This is a genomic window from Psychrilyobacter atlanticus DSM 19335 (assembly GCF_000426625.1).
GTDB lineage: Bacteria > Fusobacteriota > Fusobacteriia > Fusobacteriales > Fusobacteriaceae > Psychrilyobacter > Psychrilyobacter atlanticus.
This window is the reverse complement of the sequence record NZ_KE384548.1, coordinates 748,657-773,069: the sequence shown is the minus strand read 5'-3', so window position 1 is coordinate 773,069 and position 24,413 is coordinate 748,657. Positions and strand designations below refer to the sequence as shown.

The window sequence follows — 24,413 nt, the reverse complement described above, 5'->3', positions numbered from 1 at the left end:
AAAAAAAAGTAAACATGGTATAAAGTTAATGACAATTTAATAAAATATAATCTTGGTTCGATTTGTATCGATTAAAAGGGAAGTGGGTGAAAATCCTACACGGTCCCGCCACTGTAAGACAGATGAAAATAGTATACCACTGAAGCAATTCGGGAAGGGCTATGAGTAAGGTGAAGTCAAGTCAGGAGACCTGCCAGATTATTTTTACGAACTTGCGAGGACAAGGATGTAGACATTTGTAGCTTTTGCTGTATAAAATGTTCTAGTTCCCTAAGTTTTAGGGGACTTTTTTTTACGAAAAAAGAGACAATTTCATCTTATTTTTTATTCTCAAAATTAAACTCAGGAGGAAAAAAATGAAAAAAGTGTTAGTAGTATTAGTGATGTTGGTAATGGGTGTAACATTATTAGCAAAGGGAGCAGTACATGAACCATCAAAGGATCTGTTTAAGGCAGAAAAAAAAGCTATTGTATTAGTAAGTTTTGGGACAACATATCCAGAAACAAGAGCAAAAACGATTATGGCTTTAGAGAAAGAATTTAAAAATTCATATCCAGATTTTAAAGTAGTAACTGCTTTTACATCTAGAATTATCATGAGAAGAATTAAAAAGAATGAAGGGATTACTTTTAATAATCCAAGTGAGGCACTAGATATATTAAAAAAAGAAGGATATACACATGTGTTAGTCCAAGGAACACATATTATGAACGGATTAGAATCTGAAACTTTAAAGAAAGAAGTTGCCTTACATGAGGGAGATTTTAAAGTATTAAAAGTTAGTGACCCCTTATTAACATTGTTAGCTGATTATAAAGATACTGCATCAGCATTAGCTCCTACTTATAAAGTTTTAAAGAAAGATGAAGCAACTGTATTTATCGGGCATGGTACTCACCATCCAGCAAATTCTGCATATTCTATGATCGAAAATGTATTCCATGAGTATTATTCTGAAAATGTATTCTTTGGAACTGTAGAAGGGTACCCTACATTAGATACAATAATTAAACAATTAAAAACAAAGAAAATTAAACATGTAAATTTATATCCATTTATGATAGTTGCTGGAGATCATGCACACAACGATATAGCTGGAGAGATGAAGGAAGAATTAGAAAAAAATGGGTTTACTGTAAAAGCTCACATGGTTGGTTTAGGAGAGAATGAAGGGATCAGAAAGATATATGTTAAACATGCAGAATTTGGGTTGACTCATGAAAAAGAAAATATGTTAGCTAAAAAGAAAGAGTATGCAAATGGGATGCAACCGTAGAAATTTATGAAAAAACATTTTAAATTGTGGACAATAATTGGAATAATACTATTAATTCTTTCAGTATTCTTCTACCTTCAAATGGGATATATAAAAATTCCATTAAAGGAAGTGATAGAGAGTATAAAAGGCGGGGAGGGAGCTCCTAATTGGTATATTATCCATGAAGTGAGATTACCGAGGATTCTCACTTCGATCTTAATAGGTTCAATTTTATCCATGTGCGGATTGGTATTTCAAGGGGTTTTATTAAACCCCTTGGCTGATCCATATACATTGGGGATCTCAAGTGGTGCTTCATTTGGTGCTGCTCTTGCTATAGTTCTAAACATAACAGTTTTTGGAATTTTCAGCACACATATAGTTTCATTTATATTTGCAATACTCTGTTTGGCAGTTGTTATCAAGATGGGATCTTTTGAGAGGAAGATGAATCCTACTTCTATAATATTAGGAGGAATAATAATTGGAGCTTTCTTCTCTGCAGGATTAAGTTTTTTAAAGTATTTAGCTGACGAGGGTGTAGGGGCTATTATATTTTGGCTGCTTGGGAGCTTTACCGGGAAATCATGGATGGAAGTCAGTATCTTGAGTGCAATATGGGTCTTTGGATTCGTATTTTTTTGTTATTATGCAGAAGATTTAAATATACTAGCATTGGGAGAAAAAAGTGCTATCTCGTTGGGGATAAACCCCAGCAGGATCAGGAGGATATTATTGGTTGTCAGTTCGATCTTATCAGCTGTAGCAGTTTCTACCTGTGGAATAATAGGATTTGTAGGACTTGTAGTACCTCATCTTCTCCGATTCATCATGGGAACAGACAATAAAAAATTAATTATAGGCTGTGCTATATGGGGTGGAGTTATTATGGGAGCTGCTGATAATGTAGTCCGAGTAGTATTACCTAATGATATTCCTGTAGGAGTAATCACATCACTACTAGGAGCACCTTTCTTTGCTCTGATTTTTAGGAAAAAGATGGGAGGAGGAAATCTGAGATGATAGATATAAAAAAAATAAACTATTCTATAGATGGAACTCAAATCTTAGATGACCTGTCTTTCAAATTTGAGAAGGGTAAATTTTATGGAATATTAGGACCCAATGGAAGTGGAAAAACTACTTTTTTGGATATCTTAAGTGGATATAAGAATGCCACAGAATCTGAAATTTATATTGAAAAAAAGGAATTAAAGGAATATTCTCATTTAAAGTTAGCAAAAAAAATTGCAATAGTACCGCAAAAATTTGATATAGTTTTTCCTTTCTCTGTTTCTGACATATTGGAGATGGGAAGATATCCCTATAAGAAAAAGTTTTTTAGTCTTCAGAAAAAAGATTATGAGATTATCGACAAAGTAATAAAAGAAATAGGGTTAGAAGAATTTTTAGATAAGGAAATAACTACTCTAAGTGGCGGAGAGGAACAAAGGGTAATATTTGGAAAGGCATTGATTCAGACAACACCTATTTTATTTCTAGATGAGTCAACTTCGAATTTGGATCCTTATTATTCCCATACTTTACTGAGCCTTGTAAGAAAAAGAGTGGTAGAGGAACAAACCACAGTGATAGGGGTATTTCACGACTTTAATTTAGCTTCACTTTATTGTGATGAAATCCTCTTATTGGAGAAGGGAAGGATTGTAACCAGCGGAAAAACCCAAGATGTGCTTAATTCAAAAAAATTAGAAGAAGTATTTAAAATCGGATGGGAGAAATATAAAACAGAAAAGAACACATTTGTATTCCCAAGACTAGGAGATGATTTAGAATGATTAAAATAATAAAATTATTATCGATCTTTATTTTTATGACACAGTTATGTTTTCCTTCTAATACAGAGATAATAAGTGAATCTGGGAAAATAATAGATCTGACTAAACCTCACACTAGGATAATCTCCCTCTATGGAGCTCATACAGATGTTTTAGTAAATATAGGTGCTGAGAAGAACTTGGTAGGAGTAGAAAAAAGTAATGCTGATCTGGGGATAGAGGTTTTTTCGTATAAAGACAGTGTAGAAAAATTTATATCTGCGAAACCGGATTTGATCTTAATAAGACCTATGATTAGAGACAGGTTCAGCGGATTAATAAGATCATTAAAGAATGCAAATTTGACTGTAGTAACTATAAAGCCTACAAAATTTGAAGAATTAGATAACTATTGGCTGACACTAGGTAAACTAAGCGGTTATGAAAAGGAAGCGGTCCAATATACAGATGATTTTCATATGAACTTAGCGAAATTAAAGAAAAAGGCCGATTCAATACCTACTAATGAAAGGAAAACAGTGTTCTTTGAGGCTAGACATAAAACCAATCAAACAACCTCCCTAGATGGGATACCAGCTTATATTTTAGGAGTATTGGATATAGAGAATATAGCTTATGATGCTACTCCTACAAAAAAAGGGTCCAGTGTGGCTGATTTTCCCAAAGAATTATTGTTAGCACGAGGGGAAAAGATAGATGTATATTTAGCACAGTATGGAGCTATGAATAGGCCCACTGTGGATATAATAAAAAAAGCACCTGGTTACAAAGCAATAAGAGCAGTAAGGGAAGATGAAATCTATATAATAGATGAATATAATGTATCGAGACCAACAAATGGATTATTAGATGGGATAAATGAAATTGGACATGTTGTCTATCCAAAATATTTTTAACAGGGGGATAAAATGAGTTATGTAAAAAAGCCTATGGCAATTGAAAATAAGAGTTTTGAGATAATCACTAATGAATTAGGTGAAAAAGCAATGCAATTTACCGAAGGTGAGTTAAAAATTGTAAAGAGACTTATTCATACTACTGCTGACTTTGAATATGCTGACATAGTAGAGATATCAAAAGATGCGATAGAAAGCGGAAAAAAAGCCATTGAAGAGGGAAGTAAGATCTATTGTGACACCAATATGATCGTAAATGGTCTGAGTAAGAAAACTATGGAAAAATGGGATGTAGGTGCTTATTGTCTGGTTTCAGATGAGAAGGTGGTAATAGAAGCAAAGGAAAGAGGATTGACTCGTTCGATAGTGGGGATGGAAAAAGCAATAAAAGATGCAAAAACAAAGATATTCTTGATCGGAAACGCTCCTACAGCTCTATTTACATTGATGGAAGCTATTGAAAAAGGGTATAGACCTAATCTTGTAGTAGGAGTGCCAGTTGGATTTGTAGGAGCTGAAGATTCCAAAGAAAGGCTGAGAGAATTGGATATTCCTTATATTGTAACTAGGGGAAGAAAGGGTGGAAGTACAGTAGCTGTAGCTACATTCCACGGTATTTTATATGATATGTATGATAGAAAAGGATTTTTAGGAGAATAATTTTAATTATGAAATTAGATAAATATACCGTCCAAAACGGAAAAAAGATGAGATATGGATATACTACTGGGTCAACTGCAGCAGGAGCCTGTAAGAGCGCAGTGGAAATATATTTTCAAAAAGAAGACCTATCTACTATAGAGATAGAAACTCCTAAGGGATGGAATTTAAATCTAGATATAAACAGTATTGAAATAGGGGTTATCGATAACTATAGATATGTTAAAACTAGTATTATAAAAGATGGTGGGGATGACCCCGATGCTACTGACAAAATAGAAATATTTGCAACTCTCAAAGAAATTTTAGAGGATGAGAAGATAGAAGACAGGGGAGATAACTTTATCAATGATAAAAAGAATATATCCCTATGTGGCGGGATAGGTGTAGGAAGAGTCACTAAAAAGGGATTGCAGGTAGCTATAGGAAAGCCGGCAATAAACCCTGTGCCTGTCCGGACTATATTTTATGAGATAGAAAAGGTCTTACCTAAGGGAAAAAAGGTCGAGGTTACTATAGATATTCCAATGGGAGTTGAAGTAGGGAAAAAGACCTTTAATCCTAAACTAGGAATATTAGGCGGGATATCGATATTAGGAACTACTGGTATAGTAAAACCGATGTCAGAAGAATCTTGGCGGGACTCTATAGTCATAGAATTGAAGATGCTTTTAGAAGAATACTCAGAAGACACGGTAATTATTACTCCTGGAAACTACGGGAAGAAGTTTTTGGTAGAAGAACTGAAGGTAGATCCTAAAAAGATCATCATCATCAGTAATTTTATGGGATTTATCCTAGATAACATAAAAGTATTAGGATATAAAAAAATAGTTTTAGTGGGACATATAGGAAAACTCATCAAGGTGGCCGGAGGAATATTTCATACTCATTCAAAGATATCCGATGGACGAATGGAAATATTAGGAGCCAATGCTCTATTAGCAGGAGAAGCCCCAGAAGATGTAATTAAAATTATAGAGGCTAATACTACAGAAGAGGGATTGTCTTATCTAAAATTAAAGGAAACCAACAAAACAATTGCAAAAAAAATTAAACAGAAATGTGAAAAGAGAGTTTTCGATGAAGTAGAGGTTGAGGTGTTGACTTTTTCCTTTGATCATGGAGAATTAGCCAGAACAGATGGATTTAACAGGATGGTGGATAACTATGAAAAAAATTAATATACTGGGGCTAGGCCCTGGGAATAAAAAATATATCCTTCCTATCACTAAAGAATATATAACAAAATCTGATATATTGATCGGAGGCAAGAGAAATATAGAATCTTTAGGAACCCTTGCGCAGGGAAAAGAGATAAGATATATAGACAGGTATTTAGATCAGTTAGCCGTCTATATTAAAGAAAATAGAGAGAAAAGAATTTCCCTTATAGTCTCAGGGGATACAGGATTTTATAGTATGATTCCCTTTATGAAAAGGTATTTTGAGATAGAAGATTTAAATATTATTTCAGGTATCTCCTCCATGCAGTATATGTTTTCGGCAATAGGTTATTCCTATGAAGATACTTTTATAGGTAGTGTTCACGGCAGGGAATGTGACTATATTACTCCTATAAAGGATGGTAAAAAAGCAGGACTTCTTACAGATAATAAAATGACTCCCCAGGTAATAGCACAGATTTTATTAAAAAATGAAGTGAAAGGGACTATATTTGTAGGAGAAAGATTAAGTTATGATGATGAAAGAATAACAAAACTTAGTTTGAAAGAGATGGCAGAGTTAAAGATTATTTTTGATATAAATGTAGTGATAGTAATACCCGACAATCTTTCTTCCTAATGAAAGAAGGAGCCTTATAGGCAATACAATAGGAAAAGGAGGAGAAGATAATGGTTCATATAGAAGATAAAGAATTTATCCGCGGCAAAGTACCTATGACTAAGCAGGAAGTTAGGTGTATATCTGTAGCAAAGCTAGACCTAAAAGAAGATAGTGTCTTAATCGATGTAGGAGCAGGGTCCGGCAGTGTTGGAATAGAGGCCGCTAACTTTACACCAAAAGGTAAAGTTTTTGGAATAGAGGTAAACCCTGATGGAATAGAAGTGATCCATCAAAACATAGAAAAGTTTAATGTGACAAATTATGAACTGGTGGAAGGATTAGCTCCAAGTGATATCCCTGAAATAGAAGTAGACAGGATGTTTATAGGAGGATCTAAGGGAAACTTAGAAACTATTTTGGAATGGTTCTTGAGTCATTCTAGAGAAAACGCAAAAGTGGTTATAAATACTATAACTTTAGAAAGTTTGGGTGAAGCTATGAAAGGATTAGAAAAACTTAAATTTTGTGAGATAGAAGTAGTTAATATAAATATAGCAAGAAATAAAAAAATAGGTAGATATAATATGATGATGGGTGAAAACCCGATATATATTATATCGGCCAAAAGGAGTAAATAAAAAATGGCAAAATTATATGGAATAGGTGTAGGTGTAGGAGATCCGGAGATGTTAACAATGAAAGCTGTAAGAGCCCTGGGAGAATCAGATGTAGTAATCTTACCCCGTGCAAATACAAAAAACTATAGTACAGCATTTGAAATTGCAAAGGGATATATGAAAGAAGATATCGAAAAGGTATTTTTAGACTTCACAACTGTAGATAACGATAAAATACGTGAAGATGATAGATTAGAATACTCAAAGATTGTAAATAAATTGGTAAAAGAAGGGAAAAATATAGCATTTATAACTATTGGAGACCCTATGACCCTCAGTACATTTGTATATGCAATGGAGTTATTAGAGGATAAGATAGAGGTTGAATCTATCCCTGGAATCACTTCATTTGCTTCTATAACTTCAAGACTGAGAACACCTTTACTTATGGGAGACGAAACACTAAAAGTTATCCCTATTGCTAAAGAAACAAATTTAGTAAAAGAGATAGAGTCGGCAGATAATTTAGTCTTTATGAAAGTCACTAGAAATTTAGAGAGATTAAAGGAAGCTTTTAGAGAAACTGGAAATATGGATAATGTAGTTTTAATCTCTAACTGCGGGAAAGATTCAGAAAAAATCTATTATGATTTAGAAAATATCACTCGTGATGATATCTCATACTTCACGACTATATTACTTAAAAAGGGTGGTGTAAGACAATGGCAAAAGTATTTTTCATAGGAGCAGGCCCTGGAGATCCAGAATTAATCACAGTAAAGGGACAAAGACTAGTAAAGGAAGCTGATGTTATTATCTATGCAGGATCATTAGTACCAAGACAGGTAATTGAGTGCCATAAAGATGGAGCAGAGGTATACAATAGTGCATCTATGAATTTAGACGAAGTGATAGAAGTAACAGTAAAAGCTATAAATGATGGGAAGATGGTAGCTAGAGTACATACAGGAGACCCTGCTATCTATGGAGCTCATAGGGAACAAATGGATATATTAGCCAGCCACAATATAGAATTTGAAGTTATCCCAGGGGTAAGTTCTTTCCTAGCATCAGCCGCTGCTATAAAAAAAGAGTTTACACTTCCAGATGTTTCTCAAACTGTTATTTGTACTAGGATGGAAGGAAGAACACCAGTTCCAGAATTAGAAAAGTTAGAGTTATTAGCGTCTCACAAGACATCTATGGCAATCTTCTTATCGGTACAGATGATAGACAAGGTAGTAGATCAATTATTATCCCACTATGATCTAGATACACCAGTAGCGGTAATCCAAAGAGCTACCTGGGAAGATCAGAAGATAGTAATGGGAACATTAGAAAATATTGCAGAAAAAGTAGAAAAGGCAAATATCACGAAAACAGCTCAAATTTTAGTAGGTAGATTTATGGGGGATGAATACTCAAAATCAAAATTATATGACAAGCACTTTACCCATGAATACAGAGAAGGAATAAAGTAAAGACCCTCTTCCCTTTTTATCGGATTTCTCCCTTGTAGGGAGAAACCTATAGTAATTACCTCTACTTTGTTACTCCCTACGAGGGAGCAACGTAGGAGGATGAGGGTCATAATCAGGGAGAGAGACAAAGAGAGAGGGTAAGGTTGCATCAAGAAATATACAACAAGGAGGGTTTTATGAGGTTAGCTATTATCACATTAACTAAAAAGGCTACTAGAAAAGGTATTGAGATAAAAGACCTGCTTACTCCTACAAATAGATTTAAAACTATAGATGTATTTACATTATCAAAATACAGTGATGATAAAACCATCCCTATGGAGAATGGGTTTAAAGACACCATCTCTAAGATATTTGATAGTTATGACAGTTTATATTTTATCATGGCAAGCGGGATAGTAGTGAGAACTATAGCTCCCCTCCTAAAAAGCAAAGATGTAGATCCTGCTATAATTACAAGTGATGAAGATGGTAAGTTTATCACATCACTACTTTCTGGTCATTTAGGAGGAGCTAATGAATTAGCTTCTATGATTGCAGAAAATATAGGTGGAATACCGGTTATTTCCACAGCTTCAGATGTGTCTGGAAGTATAGCAGTAGATACTATAGCTATGAAGTTAAAAGCCCACCTGAGAGACCTTGAGAGTGCTAAAGATGTAACTGCTCTTATAGTTAATGGAGAAAGGGTAGAGCTAAGGTTACCGAGTAACATGTCGGTAAACTTAAATTCTAATTCCCCTGTTTGTAATAAAACAAAAGGGATAAAAAAAGGTATATCAGGTATAGTGGTTATGTCTAACAGGCTAAACATTGAGGTAACACAAATAATTCCTGAAAATATAATACTGGGGATTGGATGCAGGAGGGATACACCTGCTGAAACTATACTAGATGGTATAGAGTTAACTATGAAAGAGTGTAACCTGCATATGGATAGCATAAAACATATTGCCACTGTAGATGTAAAAGCAGATGAGGTTGGATTATTAGAAGTCTGTGAGAAGTTAGGCAAAGAATTGATAGTTATAGATAGGAAGCAGATAAAGCTTATCCAAAATAACTATGAAGGATCTGACTTTGTAGAAAAAACTATAGGAGTGAGATGTGTTTCTGCTCCTGTAGCGTATCTATCTAGTAATAAAGTTGGTAAATTTATAAAAGAGAAGAAGAGATATAATGGTGTGACAGTATCAATATATGAAGAATAGACTTGGAGGGAAATAATGAAAGGAAAAATATATGTAGTTGGAATGGGGCCTGGAAATAAGGACAATATGAGTTTTAAAGCCTTTGATTCTATGAAAAAATCAGATATATTAATTGGACATAAGACATATATTTCATTGGTAGAAGATATGTTCCCTGAAAAGGAATTAATTAGATCTGCTATGAAAAAAGAGATAGACAGATGCAACGAAACATTAAAACTAGCTGAAAGTGGAAAAACTATATCTCTAATCAGTAGTGGTGAATCAGGTGTCTATGGAATGGCAGGAATTATGCTGGAAGTAGCTTTAGACAGCGATATCGAGGTAGAGATAGTACCTGGAATTACAGCTTCTAATGCTGGAGCAAGTGTTGTAGGAGCACCTATAATGCACGATCATGCAACGATTAGTTTGAGTGATCTGTTAACTGACTGGGAATTAATAACGAAGAGAATAGATCTAGCTTCTCAAGGTGATTTTGTAATCTCATACTATAACCCTAAGAGTTTTTCTAGAACTACTCAAATTGTAGAAGCAAGAGAGATCATGCTAAGACATAAAAAGAAAGATACGCCTGTAGCAATAGTAAGAAATGCAAAAAGAAACGGAGAAGAATATGTTCTAACTACATTAGAAGATATGCTGAACCACGAGATAAATATGTTTACTGTGGTAATAGTAGGAAATTCTAAAACTTATGTAAAAAATGGGAAAATGATAACACCAAGAGGATATAAACTTTGATCTTGCTTGCTGGAGGAACTAAAGATTCTAGAATAATAGCTGAAAAGCTTTTAATAGATAAACATAAGATCATAGTGACTACAGCTACAGAGTATGGTGGACAGTTGATCTCTCACTTAGATTTAGAAGTCAGAGTAGCAAAACTAGATTTAGAAGGTCTTGAAAATTTGGCTAATGAGATGGATGTAAGTTGCATTGTAGATGCTACTCATCCCTATGCCATAGAGATTTCTAATAATTTACTTAAATTGTCAACAATTTTAGGTGTACCCTATTATCGATATGAAAGAAGTATGTTAGAATATAAAAAAGAAAATAGTTTTTATAGTTTAGAGAAATTAATTAATTTTTTAGAAGGTGTAAGGGGAAATATATTACTTACTTTAGGAAGTAATAATATCCATCTATTTAAAGATTTAAAAAACAAAAAGTCTATCTATATCAGGGTACTACCTACTGAATATGCCATAAAAAAATGTGAGGATGCAGGGTTTAGGCCCTCACAGATATTAGGTCTTCAAGGCCCTTTTAACACAACCTTTAACGAGGCTATCTACGGAAATTATGATATAAAATATGTCGTGACCAAAGAGAGTGGTGCCACAGGTGGGGAGTTGGAAAAAGTAGAAGCAGCTTCAAATTTAGGAGTAAAAGTAGTAGTTTTAAAAAGACCGGTAGTTCAGTATAGAAACCTTTATAATGAGATAGATGATTTGATAGGAGCGATTAAATGAGAGTTGAAGATATAATATTGACTGGATTTATTTTAGATCTGGTATTTGGAGATCCTAGGAGTTTATTACACCCAGTGGTAGTAATCGGGAGAATCATTACTTTTTTAGAAAAAATATTATATAAATATAAAAAAATAGGCGGGATAATATTAAATTTGATAGTAGTAGGATTAACTGTTGGTATAACATACCTAATTTCAGGTTATCTGGAGATAATTGAGATCTATCTGATATACACTATATTTGCTACTAGATCACTGGCTCTTGAAGGAGTGAAAGTATTTAATATATTAAAGAAAAAAGATATGCAGTTGGCAAGAAAGGAACTCTCCTACTTAGTCAGCCGTGACACTGGCTATATGCAGGAGAAGGATATTGTTAGAAGTGTTATGGAAACTATCTCTGAAAATACAGTAGATGGAATAATATCGCCATTATTTTTTATGGTAGTAGGATATTTAATAGCACCTGCAACTCCCCTTGGAGTGGCCCTTGCAATGGGATATAAAGCTATTAATACATTGGATTCTATGGTAGGGTATAAAAATGAAAAGTATAAAGATTTTGGATGGTTTTCAGCTCGTGTAGATGATGTAGCTAACGTGATTCCTGCCAGATTAACTGGAGGAATACTCATTCCTATATCGGCACTTTTCCTTAGATATGACTTTAAAAATTCATGGAAGGTATTCTTTAGAGATAGATATAATCATGCCAGCCCAAATTCAGCACAATCTGAATCAGCTGTGGCAGGAGCATTGGGGGTTCAATTTGGAGGAGCTACCAGTTATTTTGGTAGACTGAAGGAGAAGCCTACAATAGGAGATAAGAAAAAAGAGTTTGAATTAATGGATATAAAGAGAAATATTAAATTGATGTATGGGTCATCTATACTAGGTATGGGAATGGCTTATGCTGTACTTATATTAAATGGTTTAAACTAAAAAATTATAATTAATGGTAAGGGAGAAGATGAGTATGGAACTACATGGGGGAAACATATACAAATTGAAACGGGAAAAAGGTTTAGAGGTATTGGATTACAGTGCTAACATAAACCCAATGGGTCTGTCTGACAGACTCAAGGAGGAGATAGGTAAAAACTTAGATCTTCTGGAAAAATATCCCGATCCAGATTATTTGGAGATGAAAGAGGTAATAGCGAAACACAACAAAGTAGAGGTTGAAAATATAATCGTAGGAAACGGTGCCACAGAGATTATGTTTTTATATGCTAAAAACCTAAAACCTAAAAAAGTTCTGATCATCTCTCCTACCTTTGCAGAATATGAAAGAGCATTAAAAACTGTAGATTGTAAAATTGATTATTTCCAATTAGAAGAGGAAGAAAATTTTATATTAAATATCCCAAGATTAAAGAAAACTTTGGATAATGAATATGATCTATTGGTAGTATGTAATCCTAATAATCCTACAGGAAAATTTATAGACAAGGTTATCTTAGATGAATTGTCTCTATCTTGTAAAGAGAAAGGAATAAGTATCCTTTTAGATGAAGCTTTTATAGAGTTTGTAGATGGAAGTATGGATAGGTCACTGGTAGAATACAAGCATAAAAATGTATTTATTGTGAGAGCTCTTACTAAGTTCTTTGCTATACCTGGATTACGTTTGGGATATGGGATAACCTTTGATGAGAAATTAAAAGGTAAGATAGAAGGGAACAGGGAGCCTTGGAGTGTTAATGCAATAGCTGAATTAGCTACTAAAGTTTTGTTAGAAGACAGAGAGTATATAGCCAAGTCAGAGAATTGGATCAGGGAAGAAAAAAGATTCATGTATGAGGAATTAGAAAAAATAAAAGGTATAAAACCCTATATTACAGAAACAAATTTTATCCTGGTAAAATTAATGACTGGTATGGGAGTAAAAGATTTTAGAGAAAAAATGATTTCATTGGGTGTTTTGGTCAGAGACGCCAGTAATTTTAACTATTTAGATGACAAATATTTTAGACTGGCTATAAAGGATAGAGTTAACAATATAAAAGTCTTGAGGTGTGTAGAAGATGCAATTAAATAAATTTTATATATTAGGAGTTACCCATAAGGATCTTACTTTAAAAGAGAGAGAAGCATTTATAAAGGGTGGGCCTAAAAAAATAATGGAGAGTCTTGTAGAAGATGAAGTTGTTAAAGGTTATGTTTTGCTAGAGACTTGTCTTAGAGTTGAAATCTATATGGAATCTGAAAATATAGAGCTGGTAAAAGAAAAATTTAATATCGGTCCCCTGTTTGTTAAAAAAAGTGGGATAGAAGCTGTGAAATATTTATTTGATGTAGTCTGTGGTTTTAATTCTATTATTAAGGGGGAAGATTCTATCTTATCCCAAGTAAGAAATAGTTTTTTAAAGGGACTAGAGGAAAAACGTACTACAAAAACTTTAAATGTTATTTTTAATAAAGCTATTGAGGTAGGGAAGAAGTTCCGTCATAGAAGCCAAGTTTCAAAGAATGCTATGTCTTTAGAAGCTATAGCCCTAAAGTTTATAAAGGGACACTTTGAGAACTTAGGTGATAAGAGAATATTCATCGTAGGAACGGGAGAGATGGCTGTAGCTATACTCAATATATTTACTAGAAATAACATAAATAATATTGTTATGACAAATAGAAGCCGTATAAGAGTTTTGGAATTAAAAGAAAAATATGATATTGATATAGTTGACTTTGAAGACAGATACTCTGAGGTAGAAAAATCAGATATAATTATAAGTGCAACCTCTGCGCCTCATGCTGTATTATTAGAAGAAGAGATAAAGGGATTAGATATGGAGAAGGAAAGAATATTTTTAGATCTAGCAGTCCCAAGGGATATAGAACCGTCTATCGAAGACTATCCAAATATAAACCTCTATAATCTAGATCATCTATGGGCAGTAGTCAGAGGAAATGAAGAAAAACGAGAAAAACTTCTAAAGGAATATAAATACATATTAGAGGATCAGATAAGAAATTTATTAAAATATTGCGAATATAAAGGGGATTTAAGATGCAAAAAAAGATAGTTATTGGAACTAGAGCAAGTATTTTAGCGGTAGCTCAGGCAGAACTGACTAAAAAGATGTTGTTAGATAGCTGTGATAATTTGGAAGTGGAAATAAAAAAAATTATTACCAGTGGAGATAAAGATCAAAGGACCAATTGGAATAAAGATAATAAATCCCTTAAGGACATGTTTGTAAAGGAGATTGAAAGAGCACTTTTAGATGGTGAGATCCACTTGGCTGTACACTCTATGAAAGACATGCCTGCGGTATCTCCTAAGGGCCTTACAATAGGAGCAGTTCCAATGAGAGAAGATAACAGGGACATTATAATAACTAATTCAGGGGTTACTTTAGATGAGTTACCACAAGGCTCAATAATTGGAACCAGTAGTTTGAGAAGGGTAGAGAGTATCAGAAGCTTGAGACCTGACCTGGTAATAGAACCCATCCGTGGAAATATCCATACCAGGATAGAAAAATTAAAAAATGAGAACTTTGACGGAATCATCCTTGCTTACGCAGGATTAAAAAGAGTTGGATTAAAAGGAGTGGCTACTGAAATATTTGATTCATCTAGAATAATGCCAGCACCGGCTCAGGGAGCCCTATGTATCCAGTGCAGGGAAGATGATAAGTTTACATTGGAACTATTAGATAAGATAAATCATAAAGAGACCAGCTTAGTTATTGATGCAGAGAGGGAGTTTTCCAAGATATTCGGTGGAGGATGTACTACTCCTATGGGATGTCATGCAATTATAGATGGTGAAAGTATCAAGATACAAGGAATGTACTTCCATGGGGATAAGATCTACAAAGATGAGATAGTTGGAGATAAAAAAAATGGAAAAGAATTGGCTGTAAAATTAGCTGAGATGATTAGGGGGCAGATATATGGGTAAGGTTTATATAGTAGGAGCAGGCCCTGGAGATTTAGAGTTATTGACATTAAAGGGTAAAAGATGTGTAGAAGAAGCCGATTGTATTGTCTATGACAGACTGGTAAATCCTCAGATACTTTCTTTAGCTCAAACAGAGTGTGAATTGATATATTTAGGGAAGGGTAATACCGAAGGCGGAGTTATTCAGGATGAAATAAATAGAACTATTGTAGAAAAAGCTCTTGAGGGTAAAACAGTTACAAGATTAAAGGGAGGAGATCCTTTTGTATTTGGTCGTGGAGGAGAGGAGATATTAGCTCTAAATGAAGCTGAGATAGAGTTTGAAGTAGTTCCTGGGATTACATCTTCTATATCTGTACCATCTTATTCTGGAATACCTGTTACTCATAGAAATATAGCTCGTTCATTTCATGTGTTTACAGGACATACCTCTAAAGAGGGAACTTGGCATAATTTTGATGCCATTGCTAAATTAGAAGGGACCTTAGTGTTTTTAATGGGAATTAAAAATTTAGACCTGATAGCTGGTGATTTGATTAAATATGGAAAATCTCCTACAACTCCTGTGGCTATAATAGAAAAAGGTAGCACAAGTAAACAGAGGGTAGTAGAGGGAACATTAGAAACCATTGTTGAGATAGCAAAGGAAGAAAAAGTTGTACCACCTGCAATTATAATTATTGGAGAAGTAGTTAACTTGAGATCTGAATTCAATTGGTTTGAAAAATTACCATTATTCGGTAAGAATATATTAACTACAAGAGATTATAAAAAATCTGTAGAGTTTGCCTACGAAATAGAAAAATTAGGCGGTAAAGCTACAGTCCTGCCTCTTATAAATATAGAGCCTTTAGATATTGAATTGGATATAAAAGATGCTAAAGCAATATTATTTAACAGCCAAAATGGAGTAAAAACTTTCTTTGAAAAGTTAGATGATGTACGTGTGTTAGGGGATAAAAAAATAGGTGTTGTGGGGATAAAAACCTATGAGGAGCTGTTAAAACATAGGATTAAACCTGATTTTATGCCTGAAAAGTATCTGGGAGAAAGGTTAGCAGAAGAGAGTGTTAATTTTACAAAGGATGGAGATAAGATCTTATTTATAACGTCGGATATTTCACCTGTCAAGACAGAGGAATGGTCTGAAAAGATGGATAGAAGATTTGTAGCTACCAGAATATTTAAAACAGAAAAGGTAATAACAACTGATATAGATGATAAAATAAAAGAAGTGGACATGATTACTTTTTTAAGTTCATCAGCAGTAGATGCATATATAGAGAGTTTAGGAGATAAAAAACATAACCCTGACATAAAGATAGCATCTATAGGAAAGATGACGACAAAAAGCATTGAAAGTTATGGTTTGGAAGTAGAGATCGAAGCAAAGACTTCTACAGCACAGGGTTTATTAACAGAGGTTAAAAATTATTATACTAACTTATAACAGAGGAGAAGAGTAAATGTTTAAAAGACACAGAAATTTAAGAAAAACAGCTGGAATTAGAAAATTAGTGAGAGATGTATATATAAGTGTGGATGATTTGGTATATCCAATATTTTTAGAGGAAGGTACTGGAATAAGAACTGAGATCTCTTCTATGCCAGGACAATACAGAATGTCACTGGATATGTTAGATGCAGAGTTAGATACATTGAATGAATTAGGAGTTAATTCGGTATTATTGTTTGGAATTCCTTTGGAAAAGGACTGTGTTGGAAAAGAAGCTTATAATGATACTGGTATTGTACAAGAGGGAGTTAGACAGATCAAGAAACATTCACCTGAGATGGTAGTTATAACTGATGTTTGTATGTGTGAGTATACTTCTCATGGTCACTGTGGTATCATAGATGAATCTGGGGTTATAAACGATACTACCATTGAATATATGGCAAAGATTGCTTTATCACATGCAAAAGCTGGTGCAGATATAGTAGCTCCTTCAGATATGATGGATGGTAGAATAAAAGCAATAAGAGATATCTTAGATGAAAACGGATTCAAAGAACTAGCTATTATGAGTTACAGTGTAAAATATGCATCATCATTCTACGGACCATTCAGAGAAGCTGCTGATTCAGCTCCTACACATGGAGATAGAAAGCAATATCAAATGGACTATAGATTTAGTATAGATGCAGTATCTGAAGCCAGATCTGACCTGGAAGAAGGAGCAGATATGGTAATAGTGAAACCGGCTCTATCATACCTAGATGTAATTAGAAAAATAAGAGATACATTTGAAGTTCCAGTAGTTGCATACAGTGTAAGTGGAGAATATGCAATGATAAAAGCAGGAGCATTAAATGGATGGATAGATGAAAAAAATATAGTTATGGAAAAAACATATGCAATGAAAAGAGCAGGAGCAAATATAATCATTACGTATTTTGCAAAAGATATAGCTAGATGGTTAAAAGAAGAGAAGTAAAAAAATTAAAATAAAATATTTAGCCACCAATTGTAAAATTTGGTGGCTAAAAAAATAAAAGGGGAGAAATTATGAATTACAAAAATTCTAAAGATATATTCGAAAAAGCAGTAAATATAATTCCAGGAGGAGTAAATAGCCCGGTTAGAGCATTTAAATCAGTGGAAAAAGAATTTCCTATCTTTGTAAAATCAGCAAATAAAGCTCATGTTATAGATGAAGATGGGAATAAATATATAGATTTTATCCAGTCGTGGGGGCCTATGATCTTAGGACACAATGATGAAAGGGTAATAAAGGCTGTTCAAGCTGCTATCTTAGATGGATGTTCATTTGGATTACCTACTAAAAAAGAAGTGGAGCTGGCTGAACTAATCATATCTATGGTTCCTTCTATTGAAAAAGTAAGATTAACTACATCAGGTACAGAGGCTACAATGGCAGCAGTAAGGGTAGCCCGTGCATATACAAAGAAAAATAAGATATTAAAATTTGAAGGATGTTATCATGGTCATTCAGATTCATTGTTAGTAGCAGCTGGATCTGGATTATTAACTGAAGGTTACCAAGATAGTAACGGTCTTACAGAGGGTGTATTAAAAGATACATTAACACTGCCATTTGGAAACTTAGAAAAAGTGGAAGATTTAATGAAAAAAGAAGAGATAGCTTGTATCATAGTAGAGCCTATTCCTGCTAATATGGGTCTTATTGAAACTAAAAAGGAGTATTTAGAAGGATTGAGAAAGTTATGTACTGAGCATAATACTATATTGATCTTTGATGAAGTTATTAGTGGATTTAGAATTGCATCTGGTGGAGCACAACAGCATTATGGAATTACTCCTGATCTTACTACATTAGGAAAGATAATTGGTGGAGGATATCCAGTCGGAGCATTTGGTGGAAAGAGAGAAATAATGGATATGATTGCACCTGTAGGAGATGTATATCATGCAGGAACACTCTCAGGAAATCCTATCTCAGTAACAGCTGGATTTGAAACTTTGAGTATATTAAAAAATACTCCATCTCTATACACAGATTTAGAAGCCAAAGTAAATTATATTGTAGAAGGGATATATAAATTATCTGAAAAATATGATGTACCAGTGTGTGTTAATAAGGCAGGCTCACTATTCACTATATTCTTTACAGATAAGAAAAAAGTTGAAACATTAGAAGATGTAATGGCTAGTGACACCAGTAAATACTCTAAATACTTTAATACTATGTTAGAAAGTGGAGTAGTAGTACCACCTTCTAAATTTGAAGCACACTTTATGGGAGCAACTCATAGTGAAGAGATCTTAAATGAAACTTTATCTGCAATGGAAAAAGCTTTTATTGAAATTTCAAAGTAATATTAAATAATTTGTAAGGTTAATATCTTATATTTAATCAATAAAGAAAATTTTGCCACCAATCTACAATGATTTGGTGGCAAAATTAATTTTTTAATAAACAAAAATAGGAGTCAAAATGAAAAAATATTTTCCAATATTATTGGATTTAGAAAAAAAAGATATCCTTGTGGTTGGAGGGGGAAAGATAGCTTACCGTAAGATAAAGACACTTTTAAATTACGGAGCTGAGATCGAGGTTATAACTCCTCAAATTGTAGAAAAAAAGATTGATCTTTTATTTGAGGAAAAAAAAATTAATATTACACTGAGAGAATTTAAAGATAGTGATCTTGAGAATAGATTTTTAGTTGTAGGTGCGACTAACAACAAGAAGTTAAATAAAAAGATCTATGAATTAGGAGACTCTAAAAATATTTTAGTTAACAATATAACGACTAAGGAAGACCTCAATGCAAGGTTTTGTGCTGTTCATAAGGGAGAAGATTTCCAGGTAGCCATTTCTACAGATGAAGGGGACCCTAAAAGAGCATTGGAATTAAAAAAGCAGATTGAAAAAAGTTTAGAAAAATAAAATACAGAGTATTATATGGGGGTAGATCATGAAAATAGATCAACTAGCAATATTTAAAGGTCTAAATCCAGAAACTATAGATTTGTTAGAGAAAAAATTAAAAGTCAAGAAATATAAAAAAGGTGAATTTGTTTTTTTTGAGAAAGATCAAGTTGAAAAGATATATATAATAGTCTCTGGAAAAGTTACCCTCCATAGATATACTCAAAAAGCACAGAAAAAAATAATATATATACTGGGGAGCGGAGAAGTTATAAATGAAGTAATTTTTGATAAACTCCCTGCAAGTATAAATGCTGAAGTCTTTGAAAATGCTATGATATTAGAATATTCAGCTGCTGAATTAAAACAAATAATGTCTCAAGATTTTGAACTGGCATATAGAATCATACAATCTACAGGGCGAAAGGTCAGAAGGCTGTACAGGCAGTTAAAGAATACCGTCCCCATCAGTCTAGATAAAAAGGTAGCCTCTAAATTATGGAAGTTATCAAAGGATTATGGTGTGATTTGTGAGATAGAAGAAAATCATTGTATATCTTGCAAGAATGATTGCTGGATAGGGTTAGAATTTAAAATAAGTATAACATACCTCGCTGATATGCTAGGTAGTACCAGGGAAACCATATCTAGAGAATTAAAAAAACTAGAGGGATATGGTTACATTAAATGGATTGATAAAAGAATTTTTGTAAAAAGAAAGGAATTAAGACAATTTTATAGAAAGTAAGAATAGCGTGATGAGTATCACGTTATTTTTTTTTATATTTTGTTAGAATACAATTAGAATTTATAGTGAAAAAAATATTTTGGTCTTATTTGGAATCCAAGAATCATATTTTGGACAAATATATTTGATCTGACATGATATTTTTGATATTTACTATGGTGAAAATATTATATTTAGGAGGAAAAAATATGTATGCAGAAACACTGGAAAAATTATCTAATGCGGCATTTGGAAAAAAGAAACTGATAGAAGAGAGTAAGGGTAAATATTTTTTAGCATCTGTTATGGCAGGACTTTATGTAGGACTGGGAATATTTCTTATTATGACTATTGGTGGGTTAACCAAAGGAATGGGTCCACATTTTAAAATATTTATAGGTTTAGGTTTTGGAATTGCACTGAGTCTTGTTTTAGTTATTGGATCTGAGCTTTTTACAGGAAATAATATGATCATGACTGCTGGACTTGCAAACAAAAAAGTATCTTTAAAGGATACGTTGAAAGTATGGGGAACAAGTTATGTAGGGAACTTAGTGGGGTCTACTATCATTGGTATGTTATATGTATTCAGTGGTGCTCCTAAAGGTAAGGTAGGAGAATTTATTGTAGCTCTTTCAAAGGCTAAGATGTCTGGAGACCCTACATCTTTATTTTTTAAAGGTGTTTTATGTAATATCTTAGTTTGTTTAGCGGTATTAGCTTATATCAAGATGAAGAGTGAATCAGGAAAATTAATTATGATATTTTGGTGTCTATTTGCATTTATTACATCTGGATATGAGCATAGTATAGCTAATATGTCTATATTTACTGCTGGTTTACTACTTAATCATGGGCCTGAAGTATCTTTAGCCGGGTATGGACATAACATGCTTTGGGTAACTTTAGGTAATGTTGTAGGTGGAGGAGCTATAGGATTGGTATATTGGTATATGGGTAGAAAATCTAAATAGATTTTAAAAGTAAAAAAAATAGAAGCTGGAGGGATGAATTTGAAAATTTCAATGAGTAAGATGAATTTTAATGAAAGTTTGAAAAAATTAGAAGAGAAATACAAGATATATGCGCCTAAACTTTTCCCGTATGCAGGAAGATTTTCTGATACAGATTTAGTAAGATATGCAGAGGTATCTACTATAGAGGAGATGGTATTTGATAAAAAATCAGATTTCTCACCTAAAGAAATATTATTGCCACAATCGGAAACGATGTTTTATTTTACCGAGAAGGAATACAAGGAACCAGATGTAGAGGAAAAGGGGACTTTAGTATTTTTAAAATCTTGTGATCTTCACAGTGTAAAAAGATTTGATGAGATCTACTTAAAAAATAAATTTTCTGATATCTATTATAGCCAAAGAAGAGACAAGATAAAATTTGTGATTGTAGGGTGTAAAACAGGTTTTGATAGTTGTTTCTGTGTAAGCATGGGGACTAACATTCCTGAAGACTATCATATGGGAATAAACATAAGAGAAGATGAAGTGGAGTTAGAGATCTTAGATGAAGGGTTAAAGGCTAATTTCCAGGGACAAGATAAAGAATTTGAAATAGATAAAGTTGCTATGAATAAAATTGAATTAAACGTTCCAGAGGAGATAAATTTAGAGGATGTAATCAATTTGGATCTATGGAGAGAATATGATAAAAGATGCGTAGCATGTGGTAAATGTAATTTTGTCTGTCCAACATGTACTTGTACAACAACTCAAGATATCTTCTACAGTGAGAATGAGAACACAGGTGAAAGAAGAAGAGTATGGGCATCGTGTCATGTAGACGGGTTTACAGATATGGCAGGAGGTCATGAATTTAGAAAGAAACATGGTGACAGAATGAGATTTAAAACTATGCATAAAATTGGAGATTTTAAAAAGAGGTTTGGATATCACATGTGTACAGGTTGTGGAAGATGTGACGATGCCTGTCCTGAATATATTTCTTTTTCAAATTGTATAAAAAAATTAACAGCAGTACTAGGAGGAGAAGATGAATAATATTTATATGCCCAGTCCTTATAAAATTTTGGATATTCAACAGGTAACAAATATAGAATGGCTTTTTAAGGTTGAATTTGATAGAGCTGATGAGATCAACTACGGCCAGTTTATTCAAATATCAATTCCTAAAGTTGGAGAAGCTCCTATTTCGGTGACAGAATTCAATGCAGAAGAGGGATGGATAGAATTTTTAATCAGAAAAGTTGGAAAAGTTACAGATGTTTTATTTGATTTAAAAGCAGGAGATACACTATTCTTGAGAGGACCTTATGGAAATGGATTCCCATTTGATGAAAAGTATAAGGATAAACACCTGGTAATCGTAGCAGGAGGGTCTGGATGCGGGCCGGTAAGATCTATGATCAATGCAGTTCATAAAAAGTTTAAATCTGTTAAAAAAATGGAACTTATTTTAGGATTTAAAGATACTAATTGTATAATTTTTAAAGATGAGATTACAAGCTGGCAGGAAGAAAACAACTTAGTACTTACTGTAGATAAGATGTGTGAGGGAGATAGTTGTGATTTAGGAGTCAATGAGGGACTTGTAACGCAACATGTGGATAAATTAGACCTTTCAAATATAGATGATTTAGAAGTGGTAATTGTAGGACCTCCTATGATGATGAAGTTTGCAGCTATTGAATTTGAAAAACATGGAGTACCTGAAGATAAAATATGGTTATCCTTTGAAAGAAAGATGTCGTGTGCTGTAGGAAAATGCGGTCACTGTAAGATAGATGAAACGTATGTATGTTTAGAAGGGCCTGTATTTAACTATACAAAAGGAAAAAAACTTTTAGATTAAGGGGGATAAGATGATTTTAGATATAAATAGAAAAAAAGTCACAAAGAATGCTTATAGATTAACAAAAGTAAGAGATAAAACTGCCCTGAGAGTAAGAGTTCCTGGTGGAGAAATTACAGGAGACCTAGTAGAGATAGTGTCTAAAATAGCTAATACCTACGGAGATGGAAGGATCCACCTGACTACAAGACAGGGGTTTGAAATTCTAGGTATAGACTGGAACGATATGGATAAAGTAAATGAGATGGTAGCTCCTCTAATGGAAAAATTAGAGATAAATCATATCGATGCCAATGCAGGTTATCCAGCCGCAGGAACAAGAAATATAGCTGCCTGTATAGGTAATAAGGTCTGTCCTAAAGCACAATATAATACAACTGAGTTTGCTAAGAAAATAGAAAAAGCTATATTCCCAAATGACTTTCACTTTAAAGTAGCACTTACAGGCTGTCCTAATGACTGCCAGAAAGTAAGAATGCATGACTTTGGAATAATCGGGATGACACTGCCTAAACTGGATACATCAAAATGTGTATCTTGTGGAAGATGTGTAAAAAAATGTAAAGGGTTGTCTACAGGTGCATTAACATCTGTTAACTATAAACCTCAAAGAGATCATGACAGGTGTATCGGGTGTGGAGAATGTGTTTTAAACTGCCCTACATCTGCCTGGACTAGAGATCCTAAAAAATATTATAGATTGGCTATAATGGGAAGAACAGGGAAAAGAAATCCTCGTTTAGCTGAAGACTGGATTATCTGGGCTGATGAAGCAAGCATTATAAAGATAATTAAGAATACTTACGATTATGTAGATAAATATATCGATAGAAGGTTGCCAAAAGAGCATATAGGGTATATAGTAGATAGGACAGGATTTATGGAGTTTAAAAAATGGGCTCTTAAAGGTGTGGATCTGCCTGAATATTCTGTTATGAAAAATAATGTATATTGGTCTGGTATGAAATATCCTGGAATAAAGTAGGTGATTTGCATGAGAGGAATCTTAGTAGTAGGACATGGAAGTAAAGTTTTAGAAGTAAATGAAAAATTTAAAGAGTTGATTAAAATTTTAAGAAAAAACACAGGAGAAGATGTTAGGGGAGCAAATTTAACTCTGGCTGATCCAAGACTGGAAGAAGTTATAAGGTCTATGTATTCGGAAGGATTTAGAGAGATCACAGTAATTCCTTATTTCCTATCCAATGGATCACATGTGACAGAACATATTCCTAGAATTTTGAAAGAGTTGGAATCAGACTTAGAAAATTTAAGTTTTTTATTGGAAAGTTCATTATTACTTAATTCACTTGTAATAAAAGCTGTAGAGGAAAAGATTAATAATAGTTAGGTTAAGAGCTTCAGTTTAAATACTGGAGCTTTTTTTAGTTATTGATC

Annotated in this window: 27 protein-coding genes and 1 riboswitch; all 27 genes read left to right on the top strand. The window is 33.4% G+C overall.

The window, feature by feature from the left end; all coding sequences use genetic code 11:
• The first annotated feature begins 35 nt into the window (after positions 1-35).
• Positions 36-212: riboswitch (cobalamin riboswitch) on the top strand.
• A 144-nt stretch (positions 213-356) separates the two neighbouring features.
• The 27 genes from K337_RS0115480 (at position 357) to K337_RS0115350 (ending at position 24,366) form a co-directional block, all read left to right on the top strand.
• A complete protein-coding gene (locus tag K337_RS0115480; RefSeq protein ID WP_028857403.1) occupies positions 357-1,277 on the top strand; it encodes a sirohydrochlorin cobaltochelatase in 921 nt (306 codons plus the stop codon).
• Positions 1,278-1,283: 6 nt separating this feature from the next.
• Positions 1,284-2,282: a FecCD family ABC transporter permease gene (locus tag K337_RS0115475; protein ID WP_028857402.1), complete on the top strand. Its 999-nt coding sequence runs from the start codon at positions 1,284-1,286 to the stop codon at positions 2,280-2,282.
• A complete protein-coding gene (locus tag K337_RS0115470) occupies positions 2,279-3,058 on the top strand; it encodes an ABC transporter ATP-binding protein (RefSeq protein ID WP_028857401.1) in 780 nt (259 codons plus the stop codon). Before K337_RS0115475 ends, K337_RS0115470 begins: the two co-directional genes overlap by 4 nt.
• The gene (locus tag K337_RS18770) at positions 3,055-3,954 is read left to right on the top strand and encodes an ABC transporter substrate-binding protein (RefSeq protein WP_051251831.1); all 900 of its coding nucleotides are present in this window, start codon (positions 3,055-3,057) and stop codon (positions 3,952-3,954) included. Before K337_RS0115470 ends, K337_RS18770 begins: the two co-directional genes overlap by 4 nt.
• Positions 3,955-3,966: 12 nt before the next feature.
• Positions 3,967-4,614, top strand: a complete 648-nt coding sequence (locus K337_RS0115460) for a precorrin-8X methylmutase (protein ID WP_028857400.1) — start codon at positions 3,967-3,969, stop codon at positions 4,612-4,614.
• Between the two features lie 8 nt (positions 4,615-4,622).
• On the top strand, positions 4,623-5,798 hold the full coding sequence (gene cbiD, locus K337_RS0115455; RefSeq protein ID WP_037030017.1) for a cobalt-precorrin-5B (C(1))-methyltransferase CbiD: 1,176 nt from the start codon (positions 4,623-4,625) through the stop codon (positions 5,796-5,798).
• On the top strand, positions 5,785-6,420 hold the full coding sequence (gene cbiE / locus K337_RS0115450; protein WP_028857398.1) for a precorrin-6y C5,15-methyltransferase (decarboxylating) subunit CbiE: 636 nt from the start codon (positions 5,785-5,787) through the stop codon (positions 6,418-6,420). Before cbiD ends, cbiE begins: the two co-directional genes overlap by 14 nt.
• A 50-nt stretch (positions 6,421-6,470) precedes the next feature.
• On the top strand, positions 6,471-7,040 hold the full coding sequence (gene cbiT / locus K337_RS0115445) for a precorrin-6Y C5,15-methyltransferase (decarboxylating) subunit CbiT (protein WP_028857397.1): 570 nt from the start codon (positions 6,471-6,473) through the stop codon (positions 7,038-7,040).
• A gap of 3 nt (positions 7,041-7,043) precedes the next feature.
• Entirely contained in the window at positions 7,044-7,763 is a 720-nt protein-coding gene (cobI, locus tag K337_RS0115440) for a precorrin-2 C(20)-methyltransferase (protein ID WP_028857396.1), read from the top strand.
• Positions 7,742-8,500, top strand: a complete 759-nt coding sequence (cobM, locus tag K337_RS0115435) for a precorrin-4 C(11)-methyltransferase (RefSeq protein WP_028857395.1) — start codon at positions 7,742-7,744, stop codon at positions 8,498-8,500. Before cobI ends, cobM begins: the two co-directional genes overlap by 22 nt.
• Before the next feature lie 176 nt (positions 8,501-8,676).
• Positions 8,677-9,711: a cobalt-precorrin 5A hydrolase gene (gene cbiG, locus K337_RS0115430; protein WP_028857394.1), complete on the top strand. Its 1,035-nt coding sequence runs from the start codon at positions 8,677-8,679 to the stop codon at positions 9,709-9,711.
• Positions 9,712-9,726: 15 nt separating this feature from the next.
• Entirely contained in the window at positions 9,727-10,455 is a 729-nt protein-coding gene (cobJ, locus tag K337_RS0115425; RefSeq protein WP_037030015.1) for a precorrin-3B C(17)-methyltransferase, read from the top strand.
• Positions 10,452-11,189, top strand: a complete 738-nt coding sequence (gene cobK, locus K337_RS0115420) for a precorrin-6A reductase (protein WP_028857392.1) — start codon at positions 10,452-10,454, stop codon at positions 11,187-11,189. Before cobJ ends, cobK begins: the two co-directional genes overlap by 4 nt.
• Positions 11,186-12,133, top strand: a complete 948-nt coding sequence (gene cbiB / locus K337_RS0115415; protein ID WP_028857391.1) for an adenosylcobinamide-phosphate synthase CbiB — start codon at positions 11,186-11,188, stop codon at positions 12,131-12,133. The genes cobK and cbiB overlap by 4 nt, the downstream gene beginning before the upstream one ends.
• 34 nt (positions 12,134-12,167) lie before the next feature.
• Positions 12,168-13,232, top strand: coding sequence for a pyridoxal phosphate-dependent aminotransferase (locus tag K337_RS0115410; RefSeq protein WP_028857390.1), 1,065 nt, complete (start codon positions 12,168-12,170; stop codon positions 13,230-13,232).
• The gene (gene hemA / locus K337_RS0115405) at positions 13,219-14,217 is read left to right on the top strand and encodes a glutamyl-tRNA reductase (RefSeq protein ID WP_028857389.1); all 999 of its coding nucleotides are present in this window, start codon (positions 13,219-13,221) and stop codon (positions 14,215-14,217) included. The genes K337_RS0115410 and hemA overlap by 14 nt, the downstream gene beginning before the upstream one ends.
• Positions 14,202-15,101, top strand: a complete 900-nt coding sequence (hemC, locus tag K337_RS0115400) for a hydroxymethylbilane synthase (protein WP_028857388.1) — start codon at positions 14,202-14,204, stop codon at positions 15,099-15,101. Before hemA ends, hemC begins: the two co-directional genes overlap by 16 nt.
• The gene (gene cobA, locus K337_RS0115395) at positions 15,094-16,551 is read left to right on the top strand and encodes a uroporphyrinogen-III C-methyltransferase (RefSeq protein ID WP_028857387.1); all 1,458 of its coding nucleotides are present in this window, start codon (positions 15,094-15,096) and stop codon (positions 16,549-16,551) included. The genes hemC and cobA overlap by 8 nt, the downstream gene beginning before the upstream one ends.
• A 16-nt stretch (positions 16,552-16,567) precedes the next feature.
• The gene (gene hemB / locus K337_RS0115390) at positions 16,568-17,539 is read left to right on the top strand and encodes a porphobilinogen synthase (protein ID WP_028857386.1); all 972 of its coding nucleotides are present in this window, start codon (positions 16,568-16,570) and stop codon (positions 17,537-17,539) included.
• A gap of 71 nt (positions 17,540-17,610) precedes the next feature.
• Complete coding sequence (gene hemL, locus K337_RS0115385; protein ID WP_028857385.1) at positions 17,611-18,903, top strand: glutamate-1-semialdehyde 2,1-aminomutase; 1,293 nt, start codon at positions 17,611-17,613, stop codon at positions 18,901-18,903.
• Between the two features lie 118 nt (positions 18,904-19,021).
• Complete coding sequence (locus K337_RS0115380; RefSeq protein WP_028857384.1) at positions 19,022-19,477, top strand: precorrin-2 dehydrogenase/sirohydrochlorin ferrochelatase family protein; 456 nt, start codon at positions 19,022-19,024, stop codon at positions 19,475-19,477.
• A 28-nt stretch (positions 19,478-19,505) separates the two neighbouring features.
• Positions 19,506-20,207, top strand: coding sequence for a Crp/Fnr family transcriptional regulator (locus K337_RS0115375; RefSeq protein WP_037029999.1), 702 nt, complete (start codon positions 19,506-19,508; stop codon positions 20,205-20,207).
• Between the two features lie 188 nt (positions 20,208-20,395).
• Positions 20,396-21,160, top strand: coding sequence for a formate/nitrite transporter family protein (locus K337_RS0115370; protein ID WP_028857382.1), 765 nt, complete (start codon positions 20,396-20,398; stop codon positions 21,158-21,160).
• A gap of 39 nt (positions 21,161-21,199) precedes the next feature.
• On the top strand, positions 21,200-22,204 hold the full coding sequence (gene asrA / locus K337_RS0115365) for an anaerobic sulfite reductase subunit AsrA (RefSeq protein ID WP_156877408.1): 1,005 nt from the start codon (positions 21,200-21,202) through the stop codon (positions 22,202-22,204).
• Positions 22,197-23,015, top strand: a complete 819-nt coding sequence (gene asrB, locus K337_RS0115360) for an anaerobic sulfite reductase subunit AsrB (RefSeq protein WP_028857380.1) — start codon at positions 22,197-22,199, stop codon at positions 23,013-23,015. The genes asrA and asrB overlap by 8 nt, the downstream gene beginning before the upstream one ends.
• A gap of 10 nt (positions 23,016-23,025) precedes the next feature.
• Positions 23,026-24,000 carry a sulfite reductase subunit C gene (asrC, locus tag K337_RS0115355; RefSeq protein WP_028857379.1) on the top strand — a complete coding sequence of 325 codons (975 nt, stop codon included), beginning with the start codon at positions 23,026-23,028 and terminating at the stop codon, positions 23,998-24,000.
• Positions 24,001-24,009: 9 nt separating this feature from the next.
• On the top strand, positions 24,010-24,366 hold the full coding sequence (locus tag K337_RS0115350; protein ID WP_028857378.1) for a sirohydrochlorin chelatase: 357 nt from the start codon (positions 24,010-24,012) through the stop codon (positions 24,364-24,366).
• Positions 24,367-24,413 lie beyond the last annotated feature (47 nt).

Coding starts and splice junctions, on each gene's coding strand:
- K337_RS0115480 (WP_028857403.1), top strand. CDS start 357: ATGAAAAAAGTGTTAGTAGTATTAGTGATGTTGGTAATGGGTGTAACA.
- K337_RS0115475 (WP_028857402.1), top strand. CDS start 1,284: ATGAAAAAACATTTTAAATTGTGGACAATAATTGGAATAATACTATTA.
- K337_RS0115470 (WP_028857401.1), top strand. CDS start 2,279: ATGATAGATATAAAAAAAATAAACTATTCTATAGATGGAACTCAAATC.
- K337_RS18770 (WP_051251831.1), top strand. CDS start 3,055: ATGATTAAAATAATAAAATTATTATCGATCTTTATTTTTATGACACAG.
- K337_RS0115460 (WP_028857400.1), top strand. CDS start 3,967: ATGAGTTATGTAAAAAAGCCTATGGCAATTGAAAATAAGAGTTTTGAG.
- cbiD (WP_037030017.1), top strand. CDS start 4,623: ATGAAATTAGATAAATATACCGTCCAAAACGGAAAAAAGATGAGATAT.
- cbiE (WP_028857398.1), top strand. CDS start 5,785: ATGAAAAAAATTAATATACTGGGGCTAGGCCCTGGGAATAAAAAATAT.
- cbiT (WP_028857397.1), top strand. CDS start 6,471: ATGGTTCATATAGAAGATAAAGAATTTATCCGCGGCAAAGTACCTATG.
- cobI (WP_028857396.1), top strand. CDS start 7,044: ATGGCAAAATTATATGGAATAGGTGTAGGTGTAGGAGATCCGGAGATG.
- cobM (WP_028857395.1), top strand. CDS start 7,742: ATGGCAAAAGTATTTTTCATAGGAGCAGGCCCTGGAGATCCAGAATTA.
- cbiG (WP_028857394.1), top strand. CDS start 8,677: ATGAGGTTAGCTATTATCACATTAACTAAAAAGGCTACTAGAAAAGGT.
- cobJ (WP_037030015.1), top strand. CDS start 9,727: ATGAAAGGAAAAATATATGTAGTTGGAATGGGGCCTGGAAATAAGGAC.
- cbiB (WP_028857391.1), top strand. CDS start 11,186: ATGAGAGTTGAAGATATAATATTGACTGGATTTATTTTAGATCTGGTA.
- K337_RS0115410 (WP_028857390.1), top strand. CDS start 12,168: ATGGAACTACATGGGGGAAACATATACAAATTGAAACGGGAAAAAGGT.
- hemA (WP_028857389.1), top strand. CDS start 13,219: ATGCAATTAAATAAATTTTATATATTAGGAGTTACCCATAAGGATCTT.
- hemC (WP_028857388.1), top strand. CDS start 14,202: ATGCAAAAAAAGATAGTTATTGGAACTAGAGCAAGTATTTTAGCGGTA.
- cobA (WP_028857387.1), top strand. CDS start 15,094: ATGGGTAAGGTTTATATAGTAGGAGCAGGCCCTGGAGATTTAGAGTTA.
- hemB (WP_028857386.1), top strand. CDS start 16,568: ATGTTTAAAAGACACAGAAATTTAAGAAAAACAGCTGGAATTAGAAAA.
- hemL (WP_028857385.1), top strand. CDS start 17,611: ATGAATTACAAAAATTCTAAAGATATATTCGAAAAAGCAGTAAATATA.
- K337_RS0115380 (WP_028857384.1), top strand. CDS start 19,022: ATGAAAAAATATTTTCCAATATTATTGGATTTAGAAAAAAAAGATATC.
- K337_RS0115375 (WP_037029999.1), top strand. CDS start 19,506: ATGAAAATAGATCAACTAGCAATATTTAAAGGTCTAAATCCAGAAACT.
- K337_RS0115370 (WP_028857382.1), top strand. CDS start 20,396: ATGTATGCAGAAACACTGGAAAAATTATCTAATGCGGCATTTGGAAAA.
- asrB (WP_028857380.1), top strand. CDS start 22,197: ATGAATAATATTTATATGCCCAGTCCTTATAAAATTTTGGATATTCAA.
- asrC (WP_028857379.1), top strand. CDS start 23,026: ATGATTTTAGATATAAATAGAAAAAAAGTCACAAAGAATGCTTATAGA.
- K337_RS0115350 (WP_028857378.1), top strand. CDS start 24,010: ATGAGAGGAATCTTAGTAGTAGGACATGGAAGTAAAGTTTTAGAAGTA.